General features: G+C 72.8%; 7 protein-coding genes. 3 read left to right on the top strand and 4 right to left on the bottom strand.

Going from position 1 to position 7,314, the window contains the following annotated elements; all coding sequences use genetic code 11:
- Positions 1–134: 134 nt before the first annotated feature.
- Together glmS and galE are read right to left on the bottom strand one after the other, a co-directional pair.
- Positions 135–2,006 carry a glutamine--fructose-6-phosphate transaminase (isomerizing) gene (gene glmS / locus J1M39_RS03880; RefSeq protein ID WP_144819673.1) on the bottom strand — a complete coding sequence of 624 codons (1,872 nt, stop codon included), beginning with the start codon at positions 2,004–2,006 and terminating at the stop codon, positions 135–137.
- Positions 2,007–2,056: 50 nt separating this feature from the next.
- Entirely contained in the window at positions 2,057–3,112 is a 1,056-nt protein-coding gene (galE, locus tag J1M39_RS03885; RefSeq protein WP_144819674.1) for a UDP-glucose 4-epimerase GalE, read from the bottom strand.
- Positions 3,113–3,186: 74 nt separating this feature from the next.
- Between galE and coaA the strand changes: the two genes are divergently transcribed.
- The 3 genes from coaA to mscL are packed head-to-tail and all read left to right on the top strand — an operon-like array spanning position 3,187 to position 5,426.
- Positions 3,187–4,197, top strand: a complete 1,011-nt coding sequence (gene coaA, locus J1M39_RS03890; protein WP_044659424.1) for a type I pantothenate kinase — start codon at positions 3,187–3,189, stop codon at positions 4,195–4,197.
- Between the two features lie 3 nt (positions 4,198–4,200).
- The gene (locus tag J1M39_RS03895) at positions 4,201–4,944 is read left to right on the top strand and encodes a M15 family metallopeptidase (protein ID WP_170720591.1); all 744 of its coding nucleotides are present in this window, start codon (positions 4,201–4,203) and stop codon (positions 4,942–4,944) included.
- Between the two features lie 59 nt (positions 4,945–5,003).
- Positions 5,004–5,426, top strand: a complete 423-nt coding sequence (mscL, locus tag J1M39_RS03900; protein ID WP_060973416.1) for a large conductance mechanosensitive channel protein MscL — start codon at positions 5,004–5,006, stop codon at positions 5,424–5,426.
- 94 nt (positions 5,427–5,520) lie between these two features.
- Here mscL and J1M39_RS03905 read toward each other — a convergent pair whose 3' ends face one another.
- Both J1M39_RS03905 and glmM read right to left on the bottom strand, forming a co-directional pair.
- Positions 5,521–5,748, bottom strand: coding sequence for a hypothetical protein (locus tag J1M39_RS03905; protein ID WP_010080407.1), 228 nt, complete (start codon positions 5,746–5,748; stop codon positions 5,521–5,523).
- Positions 5,749–5,756: 8 nt separating this feature from the next.
- Positions 5,757–7,112 (bottom strand): phosphoglucosamine mutase, encoded by a 1,356-nt coding sequence (glmM, locus tag J1M39_RS03910; protein ID WP_206496473.1) that lies wholly within the window; start codon positions 7,110–7,112, stop codon positions 5,757–5,759.
- Positions 7,113–7,314 lie beyond the last annotated feature (202 nt).

Here is a 7,314-nt window from a genome sequence, read left to right on the forward strand (position 1 = left end):
GCCCGCCGGGTGCGGCGGGCCTCCTCGGGGAGTCTACTGGGGCGGGCGGACGCCATCCCCGGACGCGTCGCGGGCCCGGCCGCTGTGTGGCGGCCGGGCCCGGCAGGAGAGGTCGCGGTGGCCTCAGCGGCGGATCACTCCACCGTGACGGACTTGGCGAGGTTGCGCGGCTGGTCCACGTCGTAGCCCTTCGCCGTGGCGAGCTCGAGGGCGAAGATCTGCAGCGGGACCGTGGTCAGCAGCGGCATGAGCATCGGCTGGGTCTCGGGGACCTCGAAGACGACCTCGGCCTGGCCGCGCACGGCCGCGTCGCCGCGCTCGGCGACGGCGAAGGTGCGGGCGCCGCGGGCGCGGACCTCCTGGATGTTCGAGACCACCTTGGCGTGCAGCGAGTGTCGGTCCATGGGCGAGGGCATGACCACGAAGACCGGCTGGCCGTCGTCGATCAGGGCGATCGGGCCGTGCTTGAGCTCGCCCGCGGCGAAGCCCTCGGCGTGGATGTACGCGAGCTCCTTGAGCTTGAGCGCGCCCTCCATGGCCACCGGGTAGCCGACGTTGCGGCCGAGGAACAGGACGGAGGTGGCGTCGGCCATGGAGCGGGCGAGCTCCTTGACCTGGTCCTTGGCGGCGAGGATCTCCTCGATCTTGCCGGGGATCGCCCCGAGGTCCGCCAGGATGTCCTTGATCTGGCCGCTGAACAGCTTCTTGTTCAGCTGGGCCAGGTACAGGCCCAGCAGGTAGGCGGCGGTGATCTGCGCCAGGAACGCCTTGGTGGAGGCGACGGCGATCTCGGGGCCGGCGTGCGTGTAGAGCACGGCGTCCGACTCGCGCGGGATCGTGGAGCCGTTGGTGTTGCAGATGGACACGGTGCGGGCGCCCTGCTCCTTGGCGTAGCGGACCGCCATGAGGGTGTCCATGGTCTCGCCGGACTGGGAGATGGACACCACGAGGGTGTGCGGGTCGATGATCGGGTCGCGGTAGCGGAACTCGTGGGAGAGCTCCACCTCCACGGGGATCCGGCACCAGTGCTCGATGGCGTACTTGGCCACCGTGCCCGCGTAGGCGGACGTGCCGCACGCCAGGACGATGATCTTGTCGACGGCCTTGAGCTCCTCGGGGTCGATCCGCAGCTCGTCCAGCATCAGGGCGCCGGCGGCGTCCGTGCGGCCCAGCAGGGTGTCCTGCACGGCCTGGGGCTGGTCGTGGATCTCCTTCTCCATGAAGGTCTCGAAGCCGCCCTTCTCCGCGGCCGAGGCGTCCCAGTCCACGGTGAAGCGCTTGCCCTCGGCGGGGCCGCCCCGGAAGTCCGAGATCTCGACGGCGTCGGCCGTGATCGTCACGACCTGGTCCTGCTCGAGCTCGATGGCCTCGCGGGTGAAGTCGATGAAGCCGGAGACGTCCGAGCCGAGGAAGTTCTCCCCCTCGCCCAGGCCGACGACGAGCGGCGAGTTGCGGCGCGAGGCCACCACGCGGTCCGGGTGGTCCACGTGCACGGCCAGCAGGGTGAAGGCGCCCTCGAGGCGCTGGGAGGCCAACTGCATGGCGCGGGTCAGGTCCTGGCCGGCCGCGTTCCGGTAGACGTCCGCGAGGAGGTGGGCGGCCACCTCGGTGTCCGTCTCGGAGAGGAACTCGACGCCCTTGGCGAGCAGCTCCTCACGCAGCTCGGCGTAGTTCTCGATGATGCCGTTGTGGATCAGCGCCAGCCGGCCCTCGTCCGCCACCTGCGGGTGGGCGTTGCGGTCGGTGGGGCCGCCGTGGGTGGCCCACCGGGTGTGGCCGATGCCGACGAGGCCGGTGGGGATGGGGTGCTCGGCGAGCTCCTCAGCGAGGTTGGCGAGCTTGCCCGCCTTCTTCCGGTGGTACAGCTGACCGCCGTCCACCACGGCCACACCGGCGGAGTCGTATCCGCGGTATTCGAGACGACGCAGGCCCTCCATCAGGACGTCGAGAGCGCCGTGCTCACGATCCGACTGGGGCTGGCCGATGTATCCGACGATTCCGCACATGCGCACGAGAATACCGGGCCGGACCCGTCTTCCGCGCACGGCGGGCCGGCTCACTCCGCCCGGGACGAGAACCCCGCGGGGTTGGCCTCCTGCCAGGCCCAGAGGTCCCGCACCATCGCGGTCACATCGCGCCGGGCGTGCCAGCCCACCTCGGCGCCGATCGCGTCCACGGCCGCGCACGACTCGGCGATGTCCCCGGGCCGGCGCTCGACCACGCGGTACGGGATGCGGCCGCCCGTGACCGCCTCGAAGGCGCGCACCATCTCGAACACGGTGACGCCCTCGCCCCGGCCGATGTTCCAGACCCGGGTCGTCGTACCGCCCCCGGTCGCCACGCGGGCCGCGAGCCAGTCGAGCCCGGCCACGTGTGCCTCCGCGAGGTCCATCACGTGGATGAAGTCGCGCACGGCGCTGCCGTCGCGCGTGTCGAAGTCCGCGCCGAACACCCGCAGCTCGGGGTACGCGCCGGACGCCACCCGCGCCACGAAGGGCATGAGGTTCGCCGGCACCCCGCTCGGGTCCTCGCCCAGCCGCCCGGAGGGATGCGCGCCGACCGGGTTGAAGTAGCGCAGCATCGCCAGCCCGCCGCCGTCGACCGTGGCGCAGACGTCGCGCAGCACCTGCTCCGCCATGAGCTTGGAGTGTCCGTAGGGCGAGACCGGGTCCGTGGCCGCGTCCTCGGCGACCGGCACCGGCGCGCGGTCGCCGTACACGGTCGCGGAGGAGGAGAACAGGACCGTGCGGACGCCGGCCGCGAGCGCGGCCTCGGCGACGGCGGCCGTGCCGCCCACGTTCACGTCGTAGTAGGCGGCGGGGCGGGTCATCGACTCGGTGGGCGACTTCAGCCCGGCGAAGTGCACGAGTGCGGCCGGGCCGAAGTCCGCGAGCGCCCCGCGGTAGTCCTCGGGGCGGCGGATGTCGGCCACGTGCAGGCGCAGCCGCGACCCGCCCAGACGCGTTCCGGCGAGCTCGGCGACGCGCTCGAGCGACGTCGTCGTCGCCGTGACCAGGCTGTCCAGGACGAGGACGTCGTGGCCCGCCTCGAGCAGCGTGAGCACGGTGTGGGATCCGAGGTATCCGGCACCGCCGGTCACGAGAACGCGCATGGGCCGATCCTATCCGGGCCCTGTGACGTCACGCGGGGGCCCGCTCCGGGCGGGCCGCGGCCATAATGGATCGGGTGACCTACACCCCCCCGACCTCCGAGCTGCCCCTCGTGGGCCCCGAGGAGCCCGCGGACGCCGTGCCCGACGGCCACCAGCGCTCCCCCTTCGTGGAGCTGGACCGCCAGACCTGGGCCCGTCTCGCCTCGGAGATGGCGCAGCCCTTCGACCAGGCGGACGTGGAGCGTCTGCGCGGCCTCGGCGAGCATCTGTCCCTGCGCGAGGTTGCCGAGGTCTACCTTCCGCTCTCGCGCCTGCTGAGCATCAACGTGGAGGCCTCCGCGGCCCTGCGCAGCGCGACCAACGCGTTCCTCGGCGAGCGGACGGGGCGCACCCCGTACGTGATCGGGGTGGCCGGGTCGGTCGCCGTCGGCAAGTCGACGACGGCGCGCGTGCTCCAGGAGATGCTGCGCCGCTGGCCGACGACGCCGCGCGTCGAGCTGGTCACCACGGACGGCTTCCTGCACCCCAACGCGGTGCTGCACGAGCGCGGCATCATGTCCCGCAAGGGCTTCCCCGAGTCCTACGACCGTCGCGCGCTGCTGCGCTTCATGGCGGACGTCAAGTCCGGGGCGCAGGAGGTGCGCGCGCCCGTGTACTCGCACATCACCTACGACATCGTGCCGGGCGAGGAACAGGTGGTGCACCGTCCCGACGTGCTGATCGTGGAGGGACTCAACGTGCTGGCCCCGCCGCGCACCCGGGCCGACGGCACCGCCGGGCTCTCCGTCTCCGACTTCTTCGACTTCTCGGTGTACGTGGACGCGCGCGCGTCCTGGATCCGGTCCTGGTACATCGACCGGTTCATGGGTCTGCGCTCGGGGGCCTTCGCCGACCCGCGCAGCTACTTCCACCGGTACTCCTCCCTGTCGGACGCCGAGGCTCAGGCGACGGCCGAGTCCATCTGGGACTCCATCAACGGCCCGAACCTCGAGCAGAACGTGCGCCCGACCCGCGGGCGCGCCCGGCTGGTGCTCACGAAGAACGCGCAACACGAGGTGACCCGCGTGCTGCTGAGGAAGGTCTGATCCATGCGTCGCACCCTCCCCTTCGCCGCGCTGGCCGCGCTCGCGCTGCTCGTGGCCGGTTGCGGCACGCCCGCCGCGGGCCCGTCCTCGGCGACGCCGGCTTCCGGCTCCTCGAGCGCGGCCGCGTCGTCCCGCGCCGCCTCGAGCACGGCGCCGTCGTCGAGCACGCACGCCGACCCGGCCGCCCTCGACGTCGTCGTGAACAAGACCCGCCCCATGGCCCCGCCCGACTGGGCGCCCTCGGATCTGGTGGCCGTGCCCGGCAGCGAGCTGCCCCTGCGCGCGGAGGCCGCGACGGCGGCCGGCGACCTGCTGGATGCCGCCGCGGCGGCGGGCCACCGCCTCACCACCCTGAGCGCCTACCGCTCGTACGACTACCAGGTCCGGACGTACGGCCACTGGGTCGACGAGCTGGGCCGCGCCGAGGCCGACCGCGTCTCGGCGCGTCCGGGGTACTCCGAGCACCAGACCGGCCTGGCCTGGGACGTGGGCGACGCCGCGACCCCCGCGTGTGACCTGGAAGCGTGCTTCGGCGACACCGCCGCGGGCCGCTGGGTGGCCGCGCACGCCGCCGAGCACGGGTTCGTCATCCGCTACCCCGCCGGGGCCGAGGACGTGACGGGCTTCGCCCACGAGCCCTGGCACCTGCGCTATGTCGGGTCCGCGGAGGCGGCCCGGGTCGAGGCGGTCGGCGGCGTCCTCGAGACCGCATGGGGTCTGCCTCCGGCGCCCGACTACGCGGACTGAGACGCACGGCTCGCTCGACGCTGTACCGCGCCGCCTTCGTCACACGTAGGATTCTCGCCATGCTCCAGGGATTCAAAGACTTCATCATGAAGGGCAACGTCCTCGACCTCGCCGTCGCCGTCATCATCGGCGCCGCCTTCGGCAAGATCGTGAACGCGCTCGTCGAGGCGGTCCTCATGCCGCTCATCGCCGCCGCCGTGGGCTCGCCGAACTTCGACTCGTTCGCCGTGCTGACGGTCAACGGCAACGACGTGAAGTTCGGCGTGCTGCTCACCGCCATCGTCAACTTCCTGCTCATCGCCGCGGCCGTGTACTTCGCCATCGTGATGCCGATGAACAAGATGATCGAGGCCCGCAACCGCCGCCTCGGCATCGACCCCGCCGAGGAGGAGGTGCCCGCCGACGTCGCCGTGCTCACCGAGATCCGCGACCTGCTCGCCGAGCGCCGCGGCGGCCCCACCTCCGGGACCACCACCCTCTGATCTCCCCCTGTCCGACGCCGAAGGGCCCGGGACGACTCACGCGAGTCGCCCCGCGCCCTTCCTTCATGCCCTCGGCGGCACCGGGGCCGTGCCCTCAGGGCCGCGACGTCGTCCGGTCCGCGCTGGACCCGGCGTCCGGGGCGACCTCCGAGTCCTGCCGGTCCGGATCCAGGCACGGCAACCACTCCACGGGGGCGCTCTGCCGCGCACACACGGGCGCGTCCACGGCGAGGAACGCGGCCGACCACAGGACCGCCAGCCCCGCGAGCAGCCCCGCGAACAGGGTCCAGCGGCGGGGCCGGGGGGCCGCGTCCGACGTCATCGGTCCGGTCAGTCGTGCAGGCGCAGCTCGCGCTGCACGACGTCGGCCAGCACCTGGGCCTCCCGGCCGGCGGTCTCCTCGTCCGGGGCCTCGACCATGACGCGCACGACCGGCTCCGTGCCCGACGGGCGCAGCAGCACGCGGCCGGTCTCGCCGAGGCGGGCCTCCGCCTCGGCCACCGCCGCCTGGACGGCCTCGTCCTCGGCGGCGCGGGACTTGTCCACGCCGCGCACGTTCACGAGGACCTGGGGCAGCCGGTCCATCACCGCGGCCAGCTCGGAGAGCGGGGTGCCGGTCTCGGCGACGCGCGAGGCGAGCTGCAGGCCGGTGAGGACCCCGTCGCCGGTGGTGGCGTGGTCCGAGAAGATCACGTGGCCGGACTGCTCGCCGCCGAGCGAGTAGTCGCCGAGCTTCATGCCGGCCAGGACGTAGCGGTCGCCCACCTGGGTCTCGACGAGCTGGACGCCCTCCCGGCCCATGGCCAGCTTCAGGCCCAGGTTGGACATGACGGTCACGACCAGGGTGTCGTCGCGCAGGGCGCCGCGGTCCTTGAGCGCCACGGCCATGACGCCCATGATCTGGTCGCCGTCGACGACCTCGCCGCGCTCGTCCACGGCGAGGCACCGGTCGGCGTCGCCGTCGTGCGCGATGCCCAGGTCCGCGCCGTGCTCGCGCACGGCCGCCTGGAGCTTCTCGAGGTGGGTGGAACCGTAGCCGTCGTTGATGTTGAGCCCGTCCGGGGACGCGCCGATCACCACGACCTCCGCACCGGCGGCGCGGAACGCCTCGGGAGAGCAGCCGGCGGCCGCGCCGTGTGCGCAGTCCAGGACGACCTTGAGCCCGTCCAGCCGGTGCGGGAGGGTCTGCAGGAGGTGGAGGACGTAGCGGTCCTCGGCATCCGCGAAGACGCGCACGCGGCCCACGTCCGCGCCCTGGGGCCGCCGCGGGGTCACGCCCTCGAGGTGGCGGATGATCTCGTCCTCCTGCGCATCGGTCAGCTTCTCGCCGCCGCGCGCGAGGAACTTGATGCCGTTGTCCGGGGCCGGGTTGTGGGAGGCGGAGATCATCACACCGAAGTCGGCGTCCAGGTCTCCCACGAGATAGGCGGCGGCGGGGGTCGGCAGCACGCCGGCGTCCCACACGTCCACGCCCGAGGACGCCAGGCCCGCCTGCACGGCGGCCGCGATGAACTCGCCGCTGATGCGCGGGTCCCGGGCCACGACGGCGACCGGGCGTCGGCCGGCGTCGAAGGCCTCCGCGCCGAGGACGGGCGAGGCGGCCTGGGCCAGCTGGACGGACAACTCCACGGTGAGGGTCTCGTTGGCCAGGCCACGGACGCCATCGGTTCCGAACAATCTCGACATGATCAGTCAGTGTAGGGGCCACCTCTGCGGCCCGCATCACGGGAGGGTCACGAAATAGGCCCGGGGGCGGTAGCATCGGAGCGGTCGAGCCCCCGCGGCCGCGCGCCCGCCTCGAGGCCATCCGCCATGTGCTGCACACGCTGCCCTACCCGGACAAGGACGAGCGCATCGTCCACCGCCCCGACCCGCAGATCTGCGGCCC

Origin of the sequence: Micrococcus sp. KRD077 (assembly GCF_017168505.1) — a bacterium.
Taxonomy (GTDB): domain Bacteria; phylum Actinomycetota; class Actinomycetes; order Actinomycetales; family Micrococcaceae; genus Micrococcus; species Micrococcus luteus.